This window comes from Serratia sp. LS-1 (genome assembly GCF_003719595.1).
GTDB classification, from domain to species: domain Bacteria; phylum Pseudomonadota; class Gammaproteobacteria; order Enterobacterales; family Enterobacteriaceae; genus Serratia; species Serratia ureilytica.
Map to the genome: position 1 here is coordinate 4,536,425 of NZ_CP033504.1, position 21,819 is coordinate 4,558,243.

General features: G+C 62.7%; 21 protein-coding genes. 14 read left to right on the plus strand and 7 right to left on the minus strand.

From position 1 onward, the window contains the following. The first annotated feature begins 56 nt into the window (after positions 1 to 56). The gene (locus EDY99_RS21640; protein ID WP_021504152.1) at positions 57 to 419 is read left to right on the plus strand and encodes a YibL family ribosome-associated protein; all 363 of its coding nucleotides are present in this window, start codon (positions 57 to 59) and stop codon (positions 417 to 419) included. Positions 420 to 430: 11 nt separating this feature from the next. On the opposite strand, the gene EDY99_RS21645 is transcribed toward EDY99_RS21640, so the two are convergent. Both EDY99_RS21645 and yiiM read right to left on the minus strand, forming a co-directional pair. Then, a complete protein-coding gene (locus EDY99_RS21645; RefSeq protein WP_033652303.1) occupies positions 431 to 1,210 on the minus strand; it encodes a class I SAM-dependent methyltransferase in 780 nt (259 codons plus the stop codon). Positions 1,211 to 1,312: 102 nt separating this feature from the next. Further along, entirely contained in the window at positions 1,313 to 1,984 is a 672-nt protein-coding gene (gene yiiM / locus EDY99_RS21650) for a 6-hydroxyaminopurine reductase (protein WP_033645117.1), read from the minus strand. A 131-nt stretch (positions 1,985 to 2,115) separates the two neighbouring features. Here yiiM and EDY99_RS21655 point away from each other — a divergent pair, with 131 nt between their 5' ends. Further along, on the plus strand, positions 2,116 to 2,730 hold the full coding sequence (locus EDY99_RS21655) for a histidine phosphatase family protein (protein WP_031299772.1): 615 nt from the start codon (positions 2,116 to 2,118) through the stop codon (positions 2,728 to 2,730). Between the two features lie 32 nt (positions 2,731 to 2,762). On the opposite strand, the gene EDY99_RS21660 is transcribed toward EDY99_RS21655, so the two are convergent. Both EDY99_RS21660 and sodA read right to left on the minus strand, forming a co-directional pair. After that, entirely contained in the window at positions 2,763 to 4,691 is a 1,929-nt protein-coding gene (locus EDY99_RS21660; RefSeq protein WP_123062057.1) for a methyl-accepting chemotaxis protein, read from the minus strand. Positions 4,692 to 4,816: 125 nt separating this feature from the next. Further along, the gene (gene sodA, locus EDY99_RS21665) at positions 4,817 to 5,437 is read right to left on the minus strand and encodes a superoxide dismutase [Mn] (RefSeq protein ID WP_004934003.1); all 621 of its coding nucleotides are present in this window, start codon (positions 5,435 to 5,437) and stop codon (positions 4,817 to 4,819) included. Positions 5,438 to 5,864: 427 nt separating this feature from the next. On the opposite strand from sodA, the gene fdnG reads away from it, so the two are divergent. From fdnG to EDY99_RS21720, 10 genes are all read left to right on the plus strand, one after another. Further along, positions 5,865 to 8,912, plus strand: coding sequence for a formate dehydrogenase-N subunit alpha (gene fdnG / locus EDY99_RS21675; RefSeq protein ID WP_103101707.1), 3,048 nt, complete (start codon positions 5,865 to 5,867; stop codon positions 8,910 to 8,912). A gap of 12 nt (positions 8,913 to 8,924) precedes the next feature. Further along, positions 8,925 to 9,827: a formate dehydrogenase subunit beta gene (gene fdxH, locus EDY99_RS21680; RefSeq protein WP_004934014.1), complete on the plus strand. Its 903-nt coding sequence runs from the start codon at positions 8,925 to 8,927 to the stop codon at positions 9,825 to 9,827. Continuing rightward, the gene (fdoI, locus tag EDY99_RS21685; RefSeq protein WP_004934017.1) at positions 9,824 to 10,459 is read left to right on the plus strand and encodes a formate dehydrogenase cytochrome b556 subunit; all 636 of its coding nucleotides are present in this window, start codon (positions 9,824 to 9,826) and stop codon (positions 10,457 to 10,459) included. The genes fdxH and fdoI overlap by 4 nt, the downstream gene beginning before the upstream one ends. Further along, a complete protein-coding gene (gene fdhE / locus EDY99_RS21690) occupies positions 10,459 to 11,388 on the plus strand; it encodes a formate dehydrogenase accessory protein FdhE (protein WP_033645113.1) in 930 nt (309 codons plus the stop codon). The genes fdoI and fdhE overlap by 1 nt, the downstream gene beginning before the upstream one ends. Positions 11,389 to 11,502: 114 nt before the next feature. Beyond that, positions 11,503 to 12,153, plus strand: coding sequence for a DcrB-related protein (locus EDY99_RS21695; protein WP_033645112.1), 651 nt, complete (start codon positions 11,503 to 11,505; stop codon positions 12,151 to 12,153). A 40-nt stretch (positions 12,154 to 12,193) separates the two neighbouring features. Next, positions 12,194 to 12,799, plus strand: a complete 606-nt coding sequence (locus EDY99_RS21700) for a glutathione S-transferase (RefSeq protein ID WP_033645111.1) — start codon at positions 12,194 to 12,196, stop codon at positions 12,797 to 12,799. Between the two features lie 69 nt (positions 12,800 to 12,868). Further along, positions 12,869 to 14,263, plus strand: coding sequence for an L-seryl-tRNA(Sec) selenium transferase (selA, locus tag EDY99_RS21705; protein ID WP_123062058.1), 1,395 nt, complete (start codon positions 12,869 to 12,871; stop codon positions 14,261 to 14,263). After that, positions 14,260 to 16,101 (plus strand): selenocysteine-specific translation elongation factor, encoded by a 1,842-nt coding sequence (gene selB / locus EDY99_RS21710; RefSeq protein ID WP_123062059.1) that lies wholly within the window; start codon positions 14,260 to 14,262, stop codon positions 16,099 to 16,101. The genes selA and selB overlap by 4 nt, the downstream gene beginning before the upstream one ends. Positions 16,102 to 16,183: 82 nt before the next feature. Beyond that, positions 16,184 to 16,444 (plus strand): CopG family ribbon-helix-helix protein, encoded by a 261-nt coding sequence (locus EDY99_RS21715; RefSeq protein WP_033639076.1) that lies wholly within the window; start codon positions 16,184 to 16,186, stop codon positions 16,442 to 16,444. Next, a complete protein-coding gene (locus tag EDY99_RS21720; RefSeq protein WP_033636570.1) occupies positions 16,444 to 16,719 on the plus strand; it encodes a type II toxin-antitoxin system RelE/ParE family toxin in 276 nt (91 codons plus the stop codon). Before EDY99_RS21715 ends, EDY99_RS21720 begins: the two co-directional genes overlap by 1 nt. 11 nt (positions 16,720 to 16,730) lie before the next feature. On the opposite strand, the gene EDY99_RS21725 is transcribed toward EDY99_RS21720, so the two are convergent. Next, the gene (locus tag EDY99_RS21725) at positions 16,731 to 17,642 is read right to left on the minus strand and encodes a LysR family transcriptional regulator (RefSeq protein ID WP_033645108.1); all 912 of its coding nucleotides are present in this window, start codon (positions 17,640 to 17,642) and stop codon (positions 16,731 to 16,733) included. A gap of 121 nt (positions 17,643 to 17,763) precedes the next feature. On the opposite strand from EDY99_RS21725, the gene EDY99_RS21730 reads away from it, so the two are divergent. Further along, positions 17,764 to 18,390 (plus strand): LysE family translocator, encoded by a 627-nt coding sequence (locus tag EDY99_RS21730; protein ID WP_033645107.1) that lies wholly within the window; start codon positions 17,764 to 17,766, stop codon positions 18,388 to 18,390. Positions 18,391 to 18,443: 53 nt separating this feature from the next. Here EDY99_RS21730 and EDY99_RS21735 read toward each other — a convergent pair whose 3' ends face one another. Beyond that, positions 18,444 to 19,691, minus strand: a complete 1,248-nt coding sequence (locus EDY99_RS21735) for an MFS transporter (protein WP_033633516.1) — start codon at positions 19,689 to 19,691, stop codon at positions 18,444 to 18,446. Between the two features lie 217 nt (positions 19,692 to 19,908). Here EDY99_RS21735 and EDY99_RS21740 point away from each other — a divergent pair, with 217 nt between their 5' ends. Then, entirely contained in the window at positions 19,909 to 20,901 is a 993-nt protein-coding gene (locus EDY99_RS21740) for an acyltransferase (protein WP_123062060.1), read from the plus strand. Here the strand turns inward: EDY99_RS21740 and EDY99_RS21745 are convergent. Next, entirely contained in the window at positions 20,896 to 21,819 is a 924-nt protein-coding gene (locus tag EDY99_RS21745) for a GlxA family transcriptional regulator (RefSeq protein WP_069100549.1), read from the minus strand. The two genes, EDY99_RS21740 and EDY99_RS21745, sit on opposite strands and share 6 nt — an antisense overlap.

Genomic DNA, 21,819 nt, shown 5'->3' on the forward strand with positions numbered 1-21,819 from the left:
TACAATGCCGGTATCATTGATTAGCGTGCCATTTTGGGCACAACGGGCCAGAGACCATGAAAGAGAAAGAAAAGGCAGAGATTAAGCGCCTGAGCGACCTGCTGGACGCCTTGAACCACAAAGACGCCACCGTGATCCAACAGGGCAACCCTGAGTTGATCGCGCAGCACACCAAAGAGAAAGAGAAACTGGCGACGGAGATCGAGCGCCTGAAAAACGTGCGCGGCGAGAAGCTGAGCGCCGAAGCGCAGAAGCTGAGCCAGCTGCCGTTCAGCCGCGAGATCACCAAGAAAGAGCAGGCCGATATGGGCGCGCTGAAGAAAAGCGCGCGCGGGCTGATTGTGGTGCACCCGATGACCGCGCTGGGCCGCGAGATGGGCCTGAAAGCGGTCACCGGCTACGCCAAGAAAGCGTTCTGAATCCCCGGGCGTCAGACCTTGGTGGTGAAATACGCCTTGGTCTGATAGGGCACGGTGACCGTGTCCTTGCCCCGCAGTTCCTCTTCTTCCGCCACCAGTTGGCGCAACCGATCGATAACCTGCTCCTGTTGCGGCTGCGGCAGCGCGGCGATAAAGCTGGTTGAACGCACGCGGTTGTAGATCACGTCCTCCACCGCGCCGCGGTGGCCGAGCATAAACACCTGCTCCTGCAGCGGTTCAAAGCCTTTGAACGGGAAGAGTTTGCGCCATTCGCCGGTATAGAAACGCGGCGCATCGCCTTCGTGGCTATCGACGATCTGATTCAGTTTACGCACCCAACCGACGCGCGCATCGCGCATGTTCCACACCAGGCCGAGTTTGCCGCCGGGCTTGAGAATGCGCTGGATTTCCGCCAGCGCCTGCGGCGTGGCGAACCAATGGAAGGACTGGGCGCACACCACGGCATCCACCGACTCGTCCGGTAGCGGGATCGCGTCGGCGGTGCCCGCCAGCGTTTTCACCTGCGGCAGCGCCGCCGACAGTTTTTCCAGCATTTGCGGCACCGGTTCGACGGCGATCACCTGCGCGCCGGTTTCCAGCAGGCGCGGGGTGAACTTGCCGGTGCCGGCGCCGAGATCGATGACCGTCATGCCGGCGTGCAGGCCGATGACGTCACGCAGCCAGGCGGCGATTTCCGGCGGGTAATCCGGCCGGCCTTTCACATAGCGATCGGCATTGGCCTGATAGCCCTCGGCGGCGGCGTGATGAATCGAATGGGTCGGGGTGGTCATATACCTGGCTCCTGGCTGAAAAAACGTGCGGCTACAGTATAGGCGGAAGAAAAGGGTTAACGCGGCATTCGGCGCACGTTTTTCATTTTTCCGCCCGCGCTTTCAATGGCCGAGCAGGCGGCGGTTGAAATCCTCAAGGCGCCCTTCGGCGAGCCGAGTGAGCATGGTCTTGCTCCAGCTGGCGGAGAGGCCGGCCACCGCCAACAGGCGGCGATACTGTTCCGCATCGAACGGCATGTGCCAGGCGATGGCGATGGCTTCGGCCACCGACACATCGCTGTTGCGCGCCGCCAGCGCCAGCGGACGATCGCCGCTGACCGCGCCCGGCGACACCACCCGATACAGCCAGCCGCAGCGGCCGCTTTGCTGCATCAGCACCGAAATGTCCTCGATGGCGAAGTGATAATTGAGCTTGAAACACGGCGAGCGCGGCTGGGTGACCTGGATCAGCGCCTCGCCCCAGCGGAAGATGTCGCCCATAAACACATTGTGTTCGGTCAGCCCTTCGGTGGAGATATTCTCGCCGAAGGCCGGGGCGCAAAATTGCTCGGCCTGCGCCGGAAACTGCTCGCGCCAGTGGGCATAATGCTCGCGCGGGTAGTGGCACAGCGCGCGGTCCGGCCCGCCGTGGTAGCTTTTTTCGGCCTGTTCGTCGCCTTCCAGGCCGAGCGGCGTGAGCCGGATGGCGCCATCCACCTGGCGTTTGGCGATGGCGCTGGGGCGCCCGCCTTCATAGGGTTGGATGCTGCCGATGTAAACGTCTGGGTGATGCATGTGCGCCTCCGTGTCTCGCGTCGAGGGCTCAGCATAGCCTGAGTTGTTCTCGTACACTACCCGGCATTTACCTGTACGGAAGGATGTGTTTTTCCTGTCTATATTTAGGCTTTTATCGTCGAGAAAAAACCATGCGTTTCATTGTATTGAGGCATGCGGAGTCAGAATGGAACCGCTCGGGGATTATTCAGGGGCGAAGTGACAGTCCGCTGACAGAAGAGGGGCGACGTCAAATCGCTGGGCTTGGCGCTCGCTTGCAAATGTTATCGGTCACTTTGTTGATCAGTTCACCGGCTGGTCGGGCTTTTACGACAGCGGAGACGTTGGCTGAGAGATGTGGCTGCACTGTGCAAATGGATGAGCGTTTGCAGGAGCAAGATTTTGGCCGACTGGAAGGATTATCTTATGCGCAGGCCATGCGCGATTATCCAGAAGCGACGCAGTGCCTCTTTGCCGGTAAGGCAGAGGCGTCGGCTCCGGGAGGGGAGAATGCTTATGAGGTTGCCTGGCGCCTGATGGCTTGTCTGTCCGATCTGGCTGTCGATGGACAAAATCAAACGCTTGGTGTTGTTACGCACGGCCATGCTCTGCAGGCACTGATTTGGTGGCTTAAAGGGGCCGACCCGCAGGAGGACCTCCGCAGATACGGTCATCGCAATTGCGGCTACGCAATGCTTGATGCGACCGCCTCTGGTTTTAACTTGTTGAATTGGGGAGTCGCGACCCACCTGTTGCCACAAAGATAGGGCGAGGAACGGATATTCCTCGCCTGAGGGCGTCAGAAGGTGGTCCAGTTCTCTTCCGCTGCGGCGTTGGCGGCCGCGGGTTTTACGGCCGGCGCTTTCGGCGCGGCGGCTTTCACGGCGGCGGGTTCGGTCTGCTCCGCCAAACGGAACACCGAAACGCTCTGCAACAGCATGTCGGCCTGCTCTTCCAGTGAATCGGCGGCGGCGGCGGACTCTTCCACCAGCGCGGCGTTCTGCTGAGTGGTATGGTCCATTTCGACGATCGCCTGGCCAATCTGGGCGATGCCGCGCGTCTGTTCATCGGAGGCGGCGGCGATCTCGGCCATGATGTCGCGCACGTGGGTAACCGAGCGGACGATCTGCTCCATGGTATTGCCGGTGCTTTCCACCAGGTCGGTGCCTGTTTTCACCCGGCTGACCGATTCGGCGATCAGCCCTTCGATCTCCTTCGCCGCCTGGGCGCTGCGGCTCGCCAGGCTGCGCACTTCGCTGGCGACCACCGAGAAGCCGCGTCCCTGTTCGCCGGCGCGCGCCGCTTCCACCGCGGCGTTGAGCGCCAGGATGTTGGTCTGGAAGGCAATACCGTTGATCAGGGTGGTAATTTCTGCGATACGCTGTGAACTGCTGGAAATATCGCGCATGGTGCTGACCACGTTCTCCACCAGCTTGCCGCCCTGTTGCGCGGTCTGCGAGGCGTCGGTGGCCAGCTGATTGGCGTGATGGGCGTTGTCGGCGTTTTGTTTCACCGTGGCGGTCAGCTGTTCCATGCTGGCGGCGGTTTCTTCGACCGCCGCCGCCTGCTGTTCGGTGCGGGAAGAGAGATCGGTGTTGCCGGCGGCGATTTCCGCCGAGGCGGTGGAGACCTGGCTGACCCCCATCTGGATCTTCTCAATCATGGTGCGCAGATTTTGGCTCATCGCCGCCACCGCGTTCAGCAACTGCCCCAACTCATCGCGGCGGGTGCTGGTCTGCGCCTGGCGCAGATCGCCGCCGGCGATGCGTTCCGCCATCGCCAGCGTACTTTGCAGCGGACGGGTGATCTGCAGCGTGATGCGCCAGGCGATAAGCACTCCGGCGATAATCGCGATCAGGGTGGTGATGCCCATCTGCAGCTGCGCCAGGTTGATGTTGCTGCGCGTCTGCGCCAATTCGTCCTGCATAAAGGCGTTCACCAGCGTGCCGATCTCATGCGCGCGTTCACCGAGCTGTCGGCTGATCTGCTGCTCGTGCTCATAGGCCGGCAGGTAGGCCGCGATACGGTTTTTGTAATCGTCCAGGGCAGCCAGCAGCGGTTGCAGCTGCGGGCGCTGCGCGTCGCTGACCCGGCGGCTCAAGGCGTTGGCCGCGTCGCGCGCGTCGTCGATGGCTGCCATCAGCGGCGCTTCGGTTTCCTTGTTCAGGCTCAGCAGCAGACCGCGCGCGCCGTAGCGCACCTGGGTCAGCTTCTGGTTCAGCTGGATGAAGGCCAACTGCAGATCGCCGTTGGTGAGCTGGCGCTCCACCTGGCTCAGGCTGGCCTGCACTTCCGACATGTTCCAGCTCTGGCGCACCGCGTCTTTCGCCGAGACCGCCTGCTCAAAGATTTTTTGCTGTTGCTGATATTCCCCAATCAGCGTCACCAGACGCTGCAGATCCTTGCGGCTTTGGGCGTCCCAGTCCAACGTCTGGCCCTGGTCTATCAGTTTGACGGCGTTATCGATATTGGCGCGGTTGTTCTGCAGATACTCCGGCTGGTAGGTCTGGCCGTACATGGCGCGGTTGTATTTGGCCTGGTTGATCTCCTCGTTCAGCCGGTTGCTGAAGTCGATGCGATCGGCGCGGGATTCGATGATGTGCAGGTATTGCGCCCCGGTGCCGGCGATGACGACCGCCAACAGCAGCAACAGCGCGAAACCGAAGCCGAGCTTTTTACCTACGGTGAGATGGGTGAACTTTCCTGCCAATGCTTGCAATGCCGCCATAGCGTTTTTCCTTCTCCGGGCGAACGTCAATTGAACAAACCATCGGCAAGAAGTGGTCAAACTTTAGCGGATTTCAGGCAAAAAAATACCCGCCTGCGGCGGGCATCTTCATCAACGGGGGCGAATTACTTCTTCGCGGCGAAGCGTGCGGCCGCTTCGTCCCAGTTGACCACGTTCCAGAACGCCTTGATGTAGTCAGGGCGTTTGTTCTGATATTTCAGGTAGTAAGCGTGTTCCCACACGTCCAGACCGATGATTGGGAAACCGGAAGCGCCGGCGACGGCTTCGCCCATCAGCGGGCTGTCCTGGTTAGCGGTAGACACCACGGCCAGTTTGCCGTCTTTCAGCACCAGCCAGGCCCAACCGGAACCGAAGCGGGTGGCTGCGGCTTTCTCGAACTCTTCCTGGAATTTCTCAACGCTGCCGAAATCGCGCTCGATGGCCGCTTTCAGATCGCCGCCCAGCGTGGTGCCGGTTTTCAGGTTTTTCCAGAAGAAGCTGTGGTTGGCGTGGCCGCCGGCGTTGTTGCGCATGAAAGTGCGTTTGTCGGCAGGCACTTTATCCAGATCCTGGATCAGCTCTTCAACGCTGTATTTGGCCAGCTCAGGGTAAGCTTCCAGCACGGTGTTGGCGTTGTTGACGTAGGTCTGATGGTGTTTGGTGTGATGGATTTCCATCGTCTGCTTGTCGAAATGCGGTTCCAGTGCGTCGTAAGCGTACGGCAGGGATGGCAGTGAATAACTCATAATCATCATCTCCAGTGGTGTATGGGCGGCGCAAAGGGCGAGCACCGCGTAAGCAGTCGGATCATTATAGTTAATTAAATGATATTGAAAATGATTATCAATGCCCTGCTGACTGTGTGGTTAATGAACAAATCGCTGCGTTAACATACTGATAGAAAGGAGGCCTTGAGCGCCTCTTCATGCCTTGGCGCCGATGCGTTGGTTACTCTCTATACTGTAGAGAGCGCCGAGCCTGCTGCGACGCCGAAATGTATCGAAATGTGCCAATGCGTTCACTGAATGAGCACGAGTGTGTAACAACCACAAGCACGCTGTGGTAATATCGCCGCGTCGCGTATCAGCATAACAACAGTGACATTAGCGCTCCGCCGTTTTGGCGAGGAGCGCCATTTGAACAATGTGACAATCGAGAGTAAAGGAGACCCCCATGCAGGTCAGCAGAAGGCAGTTCTTTAAGATCTGCGCTGGCGGTATGGCAGGAACGACGGTAGCCGCGCTGGGCTTTGCCCCCGAAGTGGCGTTGGCGGAAACCCGGCAGTACAAACTGCTGCGCGCCCGCGAGACCCGTAATACCTGTACGTATTGTTCCGTCGGCTGTGGGCTGTTGATGTACAGCCTTGGTGATGGCGCCAAAAACGCCAAAGAAAGCATTTTCCATATCGAAGGGGATCCGGATCACCCGGTAAACCGTGGCGCGCTTTGCCCGAAAGGCGCCGGCCTGGTTGACTTTATCCACAGCGAAAGCCGCCTCAAGTACCCGGAATACCGGGCGCCGGGGTCGGACAAATGGCAGCGCATCAGCTGGGACGACGCCTTTACCCGCATCGCCAAGCTGGTGAAAGAAGACCGTGACGCCAACTTCATCAAAACCAACGACCAGGGCGTTACCGTCAACCGTTGGCTGACCACCGGCATGCTGTGCGCCTCGGCCGCCAGCAACGAAACCGGTTTTCTGTCGCAAAAATTTAGTCGCGCTCTCGGCATGCTTGCCGTAGACAACCAGGCGCGTGTCTGACACGGACCAACGGTAGCAAGTCTTGCTCCAACATTTGGTCGCGGTGCGATGACCAACCACTGGGTTGATATCAAGAACGCGAATTTGATTATCGTCATGGGCGGTAATGCGGCGGAAGCGCATCCGGTGGGGTTCCGCTGGGCGATGGAAGCCAAAATACACAACAATGCCAAGCTGATCGTGATCGATCCGCGCTTTACCCGAACCGCATCGGTGGCGGACTTCTACACGCCGATCCGCTCCGGGACCGACATTGCTTTCCTGTCGGGCGTGTTGCTGTATCTGATGACCAACAACAAGTTTAACCGCGAGTACGTCGAGGCCTACACCAACGCCAGCCTGCTGGTGCGGGAAGACTTTGCCTTCGAAGACGGCTTGTTCAGCGGCTACGACGCGGAAAACCGCAAGTACGACAAAACCACCTGGAACTACCAGTTCGACGAGAACGGCTTCGCCAAGCGCGACGTCACGTTGCAGGATCCACGCTGCGTGTGGAACCTGCTGAAGCAGCACGTGAGCCGTTACACGCCTGACGTGGTGACCAACATCTGCGGCACGCCGAAGGACGATTTCCTCAAGGTGTGCGAATACATCGCCGAAACCTGCGTCGCGGATAAGACCGCTTCGTTCCTGTACGCCCTGGGCTGGACTCAGCACTCGGTCGGCGCGCAGAACATTCGCACCATGGCGATGATCCAGCTGCTGCTCGGCAACATGGGCATGGCGGGCGGCGGCGTCAACGCGCTGCGCGGCCACTCCAACATCCAGGGGCTGACCGATCTCGGCCTGCTGTCGCAGAGCCTGCCGGGCTACCTGACGCTGCCGTCGGAGAAACAGACCGATCTCGAGACCTACCTGAAGGCCAACACGCCGAAGGCGCTGCTGCCGGGCCAGGTGAACTACTGGGGCAACTACCCGAAATTCTTCGTCAGCATGATGAAGACCTTCTACGGCGACAAGGCGCAGAAGGACAACAGCTGGGGCTTTGACTGGCTGCCGAAGTGGGACAAGGGCTACGACGTGCTGCAGTACTTCGAGATGATGTCGCAGGGCAAGGTCAACGGCTACTTCTGCCAAGGCTTTAACCCGGTGGCGTCGTTCCCGAACAAAAACAAGGTGGTGGCTTCGCTGTCCAAGCTGAAGTTCCTGGTGACCATCGATCCGTTGAACACCGAGACCTCCAACTTCTGGCAGAACCACGGCGAGTTCAACGAGGTGGATTCCTCGCAGATCCAGACCGAAGTGTTCCGCCTGCCGTCCACCTGCTTCGCCGAAGAGAACGGCTCGATCGTCAACTCCGGCCGCTGGCTGCAGTGGCACTGGAAAGGCGCGGACGCCCCGGGTGAAGCGCTGAACGACGGCGAGATCCTGGCGGGCATCTTCAGCCGCCTGCGCGAGATGTATGCGCGCGACGGCGGCGCGGTGCCGGAACAGGTGCTGAACATGCGCTGGGACTACCTGACGCCGGACAACCCGGCCCCGGAAGAGGTGGCGCAGGAGAACAACGGCAAGGCGCTGGCGGATCTGCTGGATGCCGATGGCAAAGTGGTGGTGAAAAAAGGCGAGCTGCTCAGCTCGTTCGCGCAGCTGCGCGACGACGGCACCACCGCCAGCGGTTGCTGGATCTTCGCCGGCAGCTGGACGCCGGCCGGCAACCAGATGGCGCGGCGCGACAACGCCGATCCGTCCGGTCTCGGCAACACGCTGGGCTGGGCCTGGGCATGGCCGCTCAACCGCCGCATTCTGTACAACCGCGCCTCGGCGGATCCGCAGGGTAAACCGTGGGATCCGAAACGCCAGCTGCTGGAGTGGGACGGCGCCAAGTGGGTCGGGGCCGATATCCCGGACTACAGCACCGCCGCGCCGGGCAGCGACGTCGGGCCGTTCATCATGCAGCCGGAAGGCATGGGCCGCCTGTTCGCCACCGACAAAATGGCGGAAGGGCCGTTCCCTGAACACTACGAGCCGTTCGAAACGCCGCTCGGCACCAACCCGCTGCACCCGAACGTGGTGTCCAACCCGGCGGCGCGCGTGTTCAAGGACGATCTGGCGGCGATGGGCAAATCCGACAAGTTCCCGTACGTCGGCACCACCTATCGTCTGACCGAGCACTTCCACTACTGGACCAAGCACGCGCGGCTGAACGCCATCGCCCAGCCGGAGCAGTTTGTGGAGATCGGCGAAAAGCTGGCGGAGAAGAAGGGCATCAAGCAGGGCGATACCGTGAAGGTCAGTTCCAACCGCGGCTACATCAAGGCCAAGGCGGTGGTGACCAAGCGAATTCGTACGCTGCAGGTGCACGGCCAGGAAGTCGACACCATCGGCATCCCGATTCACTGGGGTTACGAAGGGGTGGCGAAGAAAGGCTTTATCGCCAACACGCTGACGCCGTTCGTCGGCGACGCCAATACGCAAACGCCGGAGTTCAAGGCGTTCCTGGTCAACGTGGAAAAGGTGTAACGGAGACGAATTATGGCCATGCAATCTCAAGACATCATTCGTAAATCCGCCACCAATGGCTTCACGCCGGCGCCGCGCGCCCGTGACCACCAGGAAGAAGTGGCCAAACTGATCGATGTCACCACCTGTATCGGCTGCAAGGCCTGTCAGGTGGCCTGTTCCGAATGGAACGACATCCGCGACGAAGTGGGGCACAACGTCGGGGTGTACGATAACCCCGCCGATCTGACCGCCAAGTCGTGGACGGTGATGCGCTTCTCCGAGGTGGAGGAAAACGGCAAGCTGGAATGGCTGATCCGCAAGGATGGCTGCATGCACTGCGCCGATCCGGGCTGCCTGAAGGCCTGCCCGTCGGAAGGCGCGATCATTCAGTACGCCAACGGCATCGTCGACTTCCAGTCCGAGCACTGCATCGGCTGCGGCTACTGCATCGCCGGCTGCCCGTTTGACGTGCCGCGCATGAACAAGGACGACAACCGGGTGTACAAGTGCACCCTGTGCGTCGACCGCGTGGACGTCGGCCAGGAACCGGCCTGCGTGAAAACCTGCCCGACCGGCGCCATTCACTTCGGCACCAAGGAAGCGATGAAGCAGGTGGCGGCGGATCGCGTTAGCGAGCTGAACACCCGCGGCTACCAGAACGCCGGTCTGTACGATCCGGCAGGGGTGGGCGGCACGCACGTGATGTACGTGTTGCACCACGCCGACAAACCGCAGCTGTACCACGGTTTGCCGGACAACCCGAGCATCAGCCCGGCGGTGACCTTCTGGAAGGGCGTGTGGAAACCCCTGGCGGCCATCGGCTTTGCCGCCACCTTCGCGGCCAGCGTGTTCCACTATGTCGGCGTCGGGCCTAACCGCGTCGAGGATGAGGACGAGCACGACGAGTCGCATGACGAGGAGACGCGCAAATGAGAAAGGAAAAGCCCATTCAGCGTTACAGCGCGCCGGAGCGCATCAACCACTGGATAGTGGCGTTCTGCTTCGTGTTCGCCGCCATCAGCGGGCTGGGGTTCTTCTTCCCCTCCTTCAACTGGCTGATGAACATCTTCGGGACGCCGCAGCTGGCGCGCATTCTGCACCCGTTTGTCGGGGTCATCATGTTCGCCGCGTTCCTGCTGATGTTCCTGCGCTACTGGAAGCATAACCTGATCAACCGGGAAGATATCGTCTGGGCCAAGAACATCCACAAAATCGCCATGAACGAGGAAGTGGGTGATACCGGGCGCTATAATTTCGGCCAGAAGTGCGTGTTCTGGGCGGCGATTATCAGCCTGGTGCTGCTGCTGGCCAGCGGCGTGGTGATCTGGCGGCCGTATTTTGCGCCGTCGTTCTCCATCCCGCTGATCCGCATCGCGCTGCTGGTGCATTCGCTGGCCGCGGTCGGCCTTATCATCGTGATTATGGTGCACATTTACGCCGCATTGTGGGTAAAAGGCACCATTACCGCGATGGTGGAAGGCTGGGTGCCGGCGGCCTGGGCCAAGAAACATCATCCGCGCTGGTACCGTGAGGTCCGCGAGAAACGACAGGAAGATAAACCCTGATGAGTATCCGCATCGTTCCTAAAGAGCAGTTAGGGGCACAGCGTGAGAAGTCCACAACGGCGGAGAACATCCCGCCGTTACTTTTCGCCAACCTGAAAAGCCTGTACAGCCGCCGCGCCGATCGTCTGCGTCAGCTGGCGGTCGACAACCCGCTGGGTGACTACCTGAACTTTGCCGCCGAGCTGGCGCAGGCGCAGCAGCATGCGTTGCACGATAACCCGCTGCAGCTCGATCTGAGTGAAGCGTTGGTGCAGGGCGCCGCCAGCGGCAAACCGCCGCTCGATCTGAGCGTGTTCCCGCGCAGCGAGCACTGGCGCAAGCTGCTGACGTCGCTGATCGCCGAGCTGCGTCCGCAGGCGCCGGAGCACATTCTGGTGGTGCTGGACAACCTGGAGAAGGCCTCGGCGCACGAGCTGGAGCTGATGGCCGACGCCTTGCTCAACCGCGAGTTCGGCAAGGTGGGCAGCGAGAAGGCGCCGTTCCTCTGGGCCGCACTGTCGCTCTATTGGGCGCAGATGGCCAGCCTGATCCCCGGCAAGGCGCGCGCCGAATACGGCGAGCAGCGCCAGTTCTGCCCGGTGTGCGGCAGCATCCCGGTTTCCAGCATGGTGCATATCGGCACCGTCAACGGCCTGCGCTACCTGCACTGCAACCTGTGCGAAAGCGAATGGCACGTGGTGCGGGTGAAGTGCAGCAACTGCGAGCAGACCCGCGATCTCAACTACTGGTCGCTGGACAGCGAGCAGGCGGCGGTGAAGGCGGAAAGCTGCGGCGACTGCGGCACTTACCTGAAGATCCTCTATCAGGAAAAAGACCCGCAGGTCGAAGCGGTGGCCGACGATCTGGCTTCGCTGGTGCTGGACGCCCGCATGGAAGAGGAAGGCTTCGGCCGCAGCAGCATCAATCCGTTCCTGTTCCCGGCGGAGTAACCGCCCGGCCCCGTTCGCGCGGGGCCGGACAAGCAATTTCAGAACGGGCTTCTGGCATTCGCCCGGGCGAGTTGCTACGTTTAGGCCATGACGCGCCAAGCGAAAGGAACCACGATGTTAAACACCCTGGCAAAACTGACCGCGGTCGCCGTGTTGGCGATCGGACTGGCGGCCTGCGACAACAAGGACGACACCAAACCGGCGGTGCCGCCACCGGACACCAAGCCGACCGTGACGCAGCCCGCGCCACCGCCGCCGCCTGCGCCGGTAGAGGCCCCACCCGCGCCGCCGGGGCTGAACGTGTCGCTGCAGAAGGGCAAGATCACCTTCGAGTTGCCGCCGGGCTTTAGCGATCAAACGCTGAACAGCGGCATCGTCAATGACAGCACCTCCACCATCCAGCGCTTCCTCGACGGCAAGTCGCGCCAGAGCGCGGTTTCGTCCGAAGTGATCCCGCCGGACGGCATGAAGATCAATACCAGCGACAAAATGCTGAAAGAGCTGACGCAGAGCGCCATCACGGTGCTGGCCGAGCGCTATCAGAATATCCAGACCACCAAAGAAGAGAACTTCACCGTCGGCAAACAGAAGTTTCGCCGGGTGGATACCGAGCAGACCGTCAACGGCCAAAAGGTGGTGTCCACCCTGGTGTTGACGGTGTTCAACAAACGGGTGGTAACGCTGCAAATGCTGTCGCCGGCCAAAACGCCGGAAGTGCATCAGGCGCTGGTGCAGCGGATTATCGATACTCTGGCGGTGAAGTAAGGGCATTGCGCCGCGGCCAGGACGAAGCGGAGGAGACCGGATGAAGCTTATCGGCAGTTACACCAGCCCCTTTGTGCGCAAGATTTCCGTGATGCTGCTGGAGAAGGGGATCGCGTTTGAATTCGTCAACGATCCGCCGTATGAGCCCGGCAGCCGGGTGAAGGAGCAGAACCCGCTCGGCAAAGTGCCGGTGCTGATCGCCGATGACGGCGAGGTGTTTTACGACTCGCCGATCGTGGCCGAATACCTCGAACTGCTGACGGTGGAGCCGGCGTTTTTGCCGGCCGATCGCGCCGTGGCGCTGCGCGTCCGCCAGGTGGCGGCGCTGGCGGACGGCGTGACCGAAGCGGCGGCGACGCTGTACCGAGAAAGCCGGCGTGCGCCGGAAAAGCAGGACGAAAACTGGATGCTGCGCCAGCGTGACAAGCTGACGCACGGCCTGGATGCGCTGGAGGCGCTGGCGCAGGAAAAAACGTGGCTCAATGCCGAGCGGCTGACGCTGGCGGATATCGCCACCGGCTGCGCGCTGGGCTACCTGAATTTCCGCCGCATCCTGCCCAACTGGTGCGTCCAACGTCCGGCGCTGGTCAAGCTGGCCGAACGCCTGTTCGCCCGCGAAAGTTTCGCCCGCACGGCGCCGCCCTGAACGTTCTTTTCTCCCCGCCGCGGCGGGGTTTTGCTATGCCGATACGTCTAAACTGAAAACCGAGCGACCATGAGCACTGAATCCCACCTTCTTTACAGCCAACTGCCCGCCATCGACCGCCTGCTGCGTGAACCCGCGATTGAACCGCTGGTGGCGCAGCATGGCCAGACGCTGATCGGCGAACTGCTGCGCCGGCTGCAGGCCGAGGCGCGCGACGCGATAAAACAGCAGCAACGTTTACCGGCCTGGTGCGGCGACTGGCCGCAGGCGCTGCGGGCGGAGCTGGCCCGGCAGCAGCGCCCGGCGTTATTGCCGGTGTTCAACCTCAGCGGCACTGTGCTGCACACCAACCTCGGGCGCGCCCTGCTGGCGCAGCCGGTGCAGGATGCGGTGAGCGCGGTGATGGGGGAGGCGGTGACGCTGGAGTACGATCTGGACGGCGCCGGGCGCGGCCATCGCGATCGGGCGGTGGCGAGTCTGCTGTGCCGGCTGACCGGCGCGGAAGACGCTTGCATCGTCAATAACAACGCGGCGGCGGTGCTGCTGATGCTGGCGGCGATCGCCCCCGGCAAAGAGGTGGTGGTATCGCGCGGCGAGCTGGTGGAGATCGGCGGCGCGTTCCGCATTCCCGACGTGATGCGCCAGGCCGGCTGCCAATTGGTTGAGGTCGGCACCACCAACCGCACCCATCTGAAGGATTACCGCCAGGCCATCAACGAGCAGACCGGCCTGTTGATGAAAGTGCACACCAGCAACTACAGCATTCAGGGCTTTACCGCGGCGGCCGATGAGGCCGAACTGGCGCTGCTCGGGGCCGAACAGGGCGTGCCGACCGCCACCGATCTGGGCAGCGGCTCGCTGATCGATATGGCGCAGTACGGCCTGCCCGCCGAACCGATGCCGCAGCGGTTGCTGGCCGCCGGCGTCGATCTGGTGACGTTCTCCGGCGATAAGCTGCTGGGCGGCCCGCAGGCCGGCATCATCGTCGGCAAAAAGGCGCTGATCGCGCGCCTGCAGCAGCACCCGCTCAAGCGCGCGCTGCGCGTCGGCAAGCTGACGCTGGCGGCCCTGGAGGCCACGCTGCGGCTTTATCTGCAGCCGGAAAAGCTGTCTGAGCAACTGCCGACGCTGCGGCTGCTGACCCGCCCGCAGCAGGAGATGCAACAGACGGCCGAGCGGCTGCTGACGGCGCTGACGCCACGGTTCACCGCCGATTTCGCGCTGCGCGCCGAACCGTGCTGGTCGCAGATTGGCAGCGGTTCGCTGCCGGTGGATCGCCTGCCCAGCTATGCGCTGACCTTCACGCCGCGCGACGGCCGCGGCGCCACGCTGGAAGCGCTGGCTGAACGCTGGCGCCGTCTGCCGCAGCCGGTGATCGGCCGCCTTGGCGACGGCCGGCTGTGGCTGGATCTGCGCTGTCTGGAACAGGAAGGGGCGCTGATCGACGCGTTGAGCGCATCATGATCATCGCCACCGCCGGCCATGTCGATCATGGCAAAACCACTCTGCTGCAGGCGATCTCCGGGATCAACGCGGATCGCCTGCCGGAAGAAAAGCGCCGCGGCATGACCATCGATCTGGGCTACGCCTACTGGCCGCAGCCGGACGGCCGGGTGCTGGGCTTTATCGACGTGCCCGGCCACGAAAAATTCCTCGCCAATATGCTGGCGGGCGTCGGCGGCATTGACCATGCGCTGCTGGTGGTGGCCTGCGACGATGGTGTGATGGCGCAGACCCGCGAGCATCTGGCGATCCTGCGCCTGAGCGGGCGCCCGGCGCTGACGGTGGCGCTGACCAAGGCCGACCGGGTGGAGGCGGCGCGTATCGATGAGGTGCGCGTTCAGGTGCGCGACGAGCTGGCGCGCCAGGGCTGGCCCGATGCGCCGCTGTTTGTCACCGCGGCGGCGGCGGGCGAGGGTATCGAGGCGCTGCGCGCGCATTTGCTGGCGCTGTCGCCCGGCGAGCATGCGCTGACGCGCCGTTTTCGTCTGGCGGTAGACCGTGCGTTCAGCGTCAAAGGGGCGGGGCTGGTGGTGACCGGCACCGCGCTCGGCGGCCGGGTGAAGGTGGGGGATACGCTGTGGCTGACCGGCGCCGACGCGCCGGTGCGGGTGCGCGGCCTGCATGCCCAGAATCAGACCGTGGAACAGGCGCAGGCCGGGCAACGCATCGCGCTTAACATCAGCGGCGATGTCGATAAAGACCGGATCGCGCGCGGCGATTGGCTGCTGGCGCAGCGCCCGCCGGAGGCGGCGGAACGCATTCTGGTGGCGCTTGAGACGGATCGGCCGATCCGCCATTGGCAGCCGCTGCATCTGCACCATGCCGCCAGCCACATCACCGGGCGCATTTCGCTATTGAACGACGGGCTGGCGGAACTGATCCTCGATCGTCCGCTGTGGTTGGCACAGAACGATCGGCTGGTGCTGCGCGATATCGGCGCGCGGCAAACGCTGGGCGCGGCCCGGGTACTCAGGCTGAATGCGCCCAAGCGCGGCAAGCGCCAGCCGGACTACCTGGCCTGGCTGCAGGCCCTGGCGCAGGCGCAGGACGATGCGCAGGCGCTGGCGCTTGAGCTGCCGCACGGCGCGCTGTCGCTGGCGGCGTTTGCTTGGGCGCGTCAGTTGACCGACGACGGCCTGGCGGCACTGCTGGCGAACCGCGATCTGCTGATCGTCGGTGACCGGGCGCTGGCGCAGGATCAGGTGCAACAGGCGGAAAGCCGCCTGCTGCAGGTGCTGGCGGAGTATCACCAACAGCACGCCGATCAGCTGGGCTTAGGGCGCGCCCGCCTGCGGCGCATGGCCCTGCCTCAGCAGCCGGAAACGCTGGTGTTTATGATGATCGATCGGCTGCTGAAGGCCGGCGCGCTGCGCAATACGCGCGGCTGGCTGCATCTGCCGGAACACGGCCTGGCGTTCAGCGCCGACGAGGCGCCGCTGTGGGCGCGCATCGAGCCGCTGTTCGGCGACGAGCCGTGGTGGGTGCGCGATCTGGCGAGCGAGCTGGGCGAAGACGAGAGCCGGGTGCGCGCGCTGCTGCGCAAGGCGGCTCAACTGGGCCATGTGACGGCGGTGGTGGTGGATCGCTACTACCTCAGCCGACGCATCGATCAGTTCGCGGCGCTGATCCGCGAGCTGGATGCGGAGCGCGGGGGCGCCAACGCCGCCGATTTCCGCGATCGGCTCGGCGTCGGCCGCAAGCTGGCGATCCAGGTGCTGGAGTTCTTCGATCGCAGCGGCTTTACCCGCCGCAAGGGCAACGAGCATCTGCTGCGAGACGGCGGGCTGTTCGGCAACTGATTGCGTGTTTTTTGTTCTCTGATGCCGGTATAATCAGCTTTAATCACTTTGATTGATATTGATTGTACTGAGGAGCAAGACGATGAATACGAAAGTCATCACCGCTCATGTCCCGCTGCCTTTGGCTGAAAAGGTGGATGAAATGGCCGCCAAACTTGAACGCTCACGGGGATGGATAGTGAAGCAAGCCCTCGCCGCCTGGCTTGAGCAAGAGGAAGAGCGCCGTCGGTTAACGCTGGCGGCGCTGGCCGATGTCGAACAGCAAAACGTTATCGATCATGAGTCGGTAGAAGCCTGGGCGGCCAGCCTGGACAGTGACGAGCCGCTGCCGGTACCGCGCTGATGGAGTTAAAATGGACGAGTAAGGCGCTATCGGATTTGGCGCGTTTGTTTGAGTTTCTTGCCTTGGCTAACCGCACTGCGGCAGCGAATTCGGTGAAGGCCTTGGTCGCCGCGCCTAAAGCGTTGCTCGATAATCCTCGCCTGGGTGAAAGACTGGACGAGTTTTTACCGCAGGAAGTGAGGCGTATTCTGGTCGGCCGTTATGAGATACGTTACCAGGTGCAGCCGGCAACGATTTATGTTCTGCGTATTTGGCATACCCGCGAAGAGCGATAGGCCGAATTCCCCTACCCGATAAACCTGACGGCGGCCCGGCTGACGTCGGGCGTTTGGGCGGCGAGAAACGCTTGTAAACGCTCGATCAGCGGCCGTTTCGCCGATTCCTCCGGCCAAACCAGATAGTAACCGTCGCCGGTGCGCACGGCGGCGTCACAGGGCACCGCCAATAACCCCTCCTCAATCGTCCGCAGGCTCAGCGCCAGATCGCCGATCGAGACGCCGTGCCCGGCGATGGCCGCCGCGTTGCCCTGTTCCAGCGAATCAAATACCTGGCCGCGCATAAGATCGATCGGGGTCGCGATGCCGCTTTTTTGCAGCCAGCGCCGCCAGTCGCGCCGATCGGGCGAAGGATGGAGCAGCGGGCAGGCGGCAAGATCGCGCTGCGCGTCGGCGAGCAGCGCAGGGGCGCAAATCGGGATCAGCCATTCGTCGAACAGTTTTACGGCGGCGGTGTTGGCGCCGAAATAGCCGTTGCCGAGCAGAATGGCGCAGTCGTAGGGTTCGCTGAAAAAGTCCACGTTGTCGATGTCCATCCACACGCTGGCTGCCTGCACTTCGAACGCCTGCGCCGTTTGCCGGAACCGGCTCAGGCAGTCCAGCAGCCAGCGCAGGGTCAGGGTAGAGGGCGCCTTCAGCCGCAGCAGATCGCGGTGGCTTCTGAACAGCTCGCAGGCTTGCTCGATGCGCGCAAACCCCTGCTGCAGCTCGGCGGCGAAGATTTTTCCCTGCGGGGTGACCTCGATGCGCGGGCCATTGCGCTGGAACAAGCGACAGCCAAAGTGCTGCTCCAGCGTTTTGATATGCTTGCTGACGGCGCTGGGGGTGAGATGCAGCGCGTCGGCGGCCAGCGTGAACGAGCCGGTGCGGGCGGCGCTTTCGAAGGCGCGCAGGGCGTAAAGCGGCGGAAGGGAACTGGCCATCGCGGCGTCTCTCAGGATGAGTCTGATTCACAGTAAACGACAGGATTACTCCTTTTTCAAGGCGGGGGCGGCGGCATCATAATGATCCGATGCCAACCGTCTGAATGTGAGTGAAATAAAGATGAACCTGTCGTTGCTGGCGGCGTATTTCGCCGCTATTTTCCTGCTTATCGCCACGCCGGGGCCGGTGGTGGTAATGGTCGCCAACACCGCGACGCGCTTTGGCGCCCGGCGGGCGCTGTGGACCGCGCTGGGCAGCAACGGGGCCTCACTGCTGCTGATCGGCATCGCTGCGCTGATCGTCACCGGGCTGTTCGCCGTCGAAAGGCGCATGCTGCAGGGGATCAGCCTGTTGGGCTGCTTGTTTATCGCCCGCATGGCGATCGCCTCGCTGTATGAGGATTTCTCCTCGCCGGCCCCCGATGCGCGGCCCGTTGCGCCGCCGCAAAAACGCTCGGCGATCGTGAACGGTTTTCTGGTGGGCATCGCCAACCCTAAGGACATCATTTTCTTCGTCGCCTTTTTTCCGCAGTTCATCGCCGTCACCCCCTCGGTCGGCGGCAGCCTGACGTTGCTGACCGCGCTGTGGGTGCTGATGGACTTCGCCATCTTGCTGGCCTATATCACCCTGCTGTCGGGAACGGCATTGCAGCGCGCGCGACGGGCGATCTCCGTCCTGTCGGCGTTGCTGTTGTTGGCGGTAGCGGTGGTGGGGGCGGGGTATGCGCTGGGGGGGCTGCTCGGCTGAAGCCGCATAAAAAACGCCGGTCGGGAAACCAGACCGGCGTTTTATCGTCGCGCTTATGCCGCGCCGTTCGGCTGCGGGGTGGGATCGCCGTTGCGGCGTTTGGCGAGGAACAGCGCCACCAACGTCAGCCAGCACAGGCCGCTGATGAGGTTGAACAGGTTGAACAACCCGCTGCCGCCCCAGACGTAGGCGACCTTGGCCAGCTCGATGCCGACGGTGAACACCATCATGCTCAGCATGCCCATGGTGGCGGACACGGTGCCTTTGCTGACGTTGCTGGAAAACAGCGTCAGGCGGTACAGCCCGGCGTTGGCGAGGCCGATGCCGAAGGCGTACAGGCTCAGGCCGGCGGTCATCCACAGGTAGGCGTGGCTGGAGAACTGAGTCGCCAGCGCGGCGATCAGCAGCCCCAGCAGCATCGGGCCTGCGCCCAGCTTGATCAGGCGCTCCACGCTGTTTTTGCCGGTCAGGCGCGCCAGCGTCAGGTTGCCGAGGATCAGCGCGCCGAACACCGGGATTTGCAGCAGGCCGTAATCCAGCGTCGACAACGACTCCCCGCTGATCAGGATCACCGGCGACTGGGCGATCCAGGCCAGCAGCGGCAGGCTGGCGAAACCGATCGCCAGGGCGCCGCACAGGAAGCGGCGGTTGCCCAGCACCTGGCGGTAGTCGCGCCACAGGTTGGCGGCGGAGAACGCCTCGCCCTGCAGCGTGGCGGTCTCCGGCATGGCTTTCCACAGGCCGTAGAAGGCGATGGCCGCCAGCGCCGCAAACAGCACGAACATGCTTTGCCACGGTGCGACGTGGATCAGCGCCGCACCGGCCAGCGGCCCCAGCAGCGGTGCGATCAGCGCCACGTTAGCCATCAGGGCGGTGATTTTGATGCACACCGCCTCTTCGAACGACTCCTGAATCGTGGCGTAGCCGACCGCGCCGATAAAGCACAGGCCGATGCCCTGCAGGAAACGCATGGCGATGAACTGCTCGATGGTGGTGACCAGCAGGATCGCCAGGCAGGAGACGATAAAGAACGCCACCCCGGCCAGCATCACCGGGCGACGGCCGCGGCGATCCGACAGCGGCCCGAGCAGCCACTGCAGGAAGATGCCGCCGGCCAGATAGGCGGTCATCGAGGTGGGCACCCACTCTTCGCCGGCGTTGAAATCCGCCACGACGGCCAGCATGCCGGGCTGAATCATATCGTTGCCGATATAGGTGGCGAACTCGAACAGCACCAGACAAAGAGGGAATAAAAGCGCCTGCCGGCCCAAACGTGCCGCAGGTGGTAATGTCGTTTTCATATTATTGTACTGATAGTAAAAGAGAAAAAGGAACTGCCAGGGCGGGAAGCGCAAACTGAGCGAGTTATGGCGGCTATTTTGCCGCCAATTGTTCACCTTCGCAATCATAAGGTGTTGTTTAAGTGCATTCTGATATTTCGCTTTTGGGTTGTCGCCGAACGCCGTGCCCGATAACCTCTTCTTAACATATCAATATGACACAAGATCGGGCGAGCGTTTGAGCGAGAAAATCGGCTGGATAGACAACCTGCGGGCGATGGCGTGCATGATGGTGGTGATGATCCACGCCACCACCTATTACGTCACCAACGGCGCGGCGATAGGGTTGCACAACTGGGACATCGCCAACGTGCTGAACTCACTGTCGCGCGTGTCGGTGCCGCTGTTCTTCATGATTTCCGGCTACCTGTTCTTCGGCGAAAAGAGCGCCGGCCGGCGGCATTTCACCCGCATCCTCTGCTGCATTCTGTTCTACAGCGCCATTGCGCTGATCTATATCGCGGCTTTCACCAAGATCGGTTTCTGGCCGTCGCTGCGCGGCATCCTGCAAAAGCCGGTGTTCTATCATCTGTGGTTTTTCTACGCCATCGCGGTGATTTACCTGCTGTCGCCGCTGATTAGCGTCAAACCGGTATCGCGCCGCTACCTGGCCGTCGCGCTGGTGATGTTGGCGGCGATCGCCAACCCGAATACCGATAAGCTGACCTTCGGCAACGCGCATCTGCTGCCGGTTAACCTGTATATCTACGGCGATACCTTCTACTACCTGCTGTATGCGTTGGCCGGACGGGCGATTGGCATGATGGAGGCGCGCGGGCGCGCCGTGGGCTGGTTGGCGGCGTTGGGATTTGCGCTGTGCGTGGCGCTGATTGCGCGCGGCACCAAGCATCAGCTGTTCATCAACGGCAACTTCGCCGATACCTACTACATCTACAGCGGCCCGCTGGTGTTTATGGCGGCGGTGGCGCTGCTGGTGTGGGTGAAACACTGTCTGCCGCAGCCGATCGGCTGGCTGAGCGTATTTTCCCGTCATTCGCTGGCGATCTACGGTTTTCACGCCCTTATCGTCAACGTGATGCGCAATCGGCACCTTGATTTCACCGGCCACCCGCTGCTGGATATCTTCTGGGTGTTCGGCGTGGCGCTGGGGGCCAGCCTGCTGCTGTCTGTCGGCCTGCAGCGGCTGGATACCCGCCGGCTGGTGTCATAGCGGCGAGCGCTGGCGCTGCTGGGCGCGGCGCAGTTGCCGCCCGGAAGAAAACCCAGCCGCCAGCGCGGCCTTCTCCAAGCCATACCCTTGCTGCAGGCGTTGTTGCGCCACCGCCAGCCGCAGCTGCTCATGATATTCCCGCACGCTGATGCCGACGTGGCTGCGAAACAGCCGCGCCAGGTGGCGGCTGCTGACGTGCGCCTTCTCCGCTATCTGCGGCACTGACCAGTCGGCCTCCGGCTCTGCGGCCATCACGTCCTGCGCGCGGTGCACCGCCGGGTGCAGGTGGTTGCGGTAGCGCAGCCAGGGCGACAGCTGCGGATCGTCGCCGGCGCGGCGGAAATAAACCACCATGTCGCGTGCGACGTCGCGCGCCCGGCCGGAGCCACAGTGGCGGTGGACCAGGTGCAGCGCCAAATCGATGCCGGTGGTGATGCCCGCGCTGGTGTAGACGCCACGGTCTTCGACGAAGATGCGGTTCTCTTTCACCTGCGCCGCCGGCGCCTGGAGGCGGATACGTTCGATGACGTCGTGGTGGGTGGTGCACTGATAGCCGTCGAGCAGCCCGGCCTGCGCCGCCAGCAGCGCGCCGGAACAGATGCACACCAGGGTGATGCGCTGCCGTTGCAGATCGGGCCGCAGCGTCGCCAGCCAGCGGCGCACCTGCTCGGCCTCCTCTCCGGCGAAATAGCGCTGCGAATCGCCGACGCCCGGCAGCACCAGGATGGCGCCGTCTTCCAGGCGCTCGGGCAACGGCTGCAGGCCGCTCAGCGTCATGCCGATGGAGCAGACGATCTGCGGCGCCGGGCTGAGGTAACGCAGGCTGAACTGCCCGGCGAGGCGCAGGGTTTCCGCCGGGCCGCTGACGTCCAGCGACAGCACGTTGGGCAACAGCAGAAAATAGACGGCCTGCGACAT